Genomic DNA, 723 nt, shown 5'->3' with positions numbered 1-723 from the left:
GACGAGATAGCCCACGAACGTGTTGGTTGCTCCGACAGCGAGAAACCGAATTCGCTGGTCTCGGACCAGTCTGCCAAGTCGTGTGCGCATGTGTCCTGGGAAAATTGGGGAAAAACGGTGTACGCACGTGAACGTCCCTGTGTTTCTGTTGTCGCTGCAGATGGCACACATGCGGTTTGTTCAGCCTACAGAGCGTGCCGACGCTGGAACAGATGACGTCTCGTACGCTTCTGCCGTCGGCGGTGTGAGTCCGCCCGGGCACGCGACCTTCCGACCGAAAAGCGGGACTTCGGTCTGGAGAGCATTAGGGTTTACTGGGTCGCACATTCGGACGACGTCTTAACACAGATGAGTTTTGGGAGAATGCCTGTGGGAATGTTGAGGTTCCTCCTTGCATTGGCCGTTGTCGCGGCGCACGCGGGAACGCTGTGGCCATCGACCTTTGCGGGCGTGGGCGGCATCGTGGCGGTGGAAGCCTTTTTCATCATCTCCGGTTTTTACATGGGGCTGGTCTTGAATGGCACTTACCGTAATCGCAAGGGAGCCTTTTACGCCAATCGTGCGCTGAGGATCTTTCCGGAGTTCTGGATCGTTGTCATTGTCACCCTCGTGCTACGTGTTGTCGTTCTGCACGAGAACTTCTTCGCGCAGATTAATGCAGTTCCGTTCCCCGGCAATGTCTTGCTCTACCTGTCAAATTCCACAATTTTTGGCAGTGACACG

At 55.7% G+C, this 723-nt stretch carries 1 protein-coding gene; it reads left to right on the top strand.

Annotated features, from left to right (window positions below; translation table 11 throughout):
• Positions 1–375: 375 nt before the first annotated feature.
• A partial coding sequence (locus tag JF66_RS19375) for an acyltransferase family protein (protein WP_035880521.1) occupies positions 376–723 on the top strand: 348 nt, incomplete at its 3' end.

This window comes from Cryobacterium sp. MLB-32 (assembly GCF_000738085.1).
Taxonomy (GTDB): Bacteria; Actinomycetota; Actinomycetes; order Actinomycetales; family Microbacteriaceae; genus Cryobacterium.
This window is presented reverse-complemented; position numbering and strand designations above follow the sequence as displayed.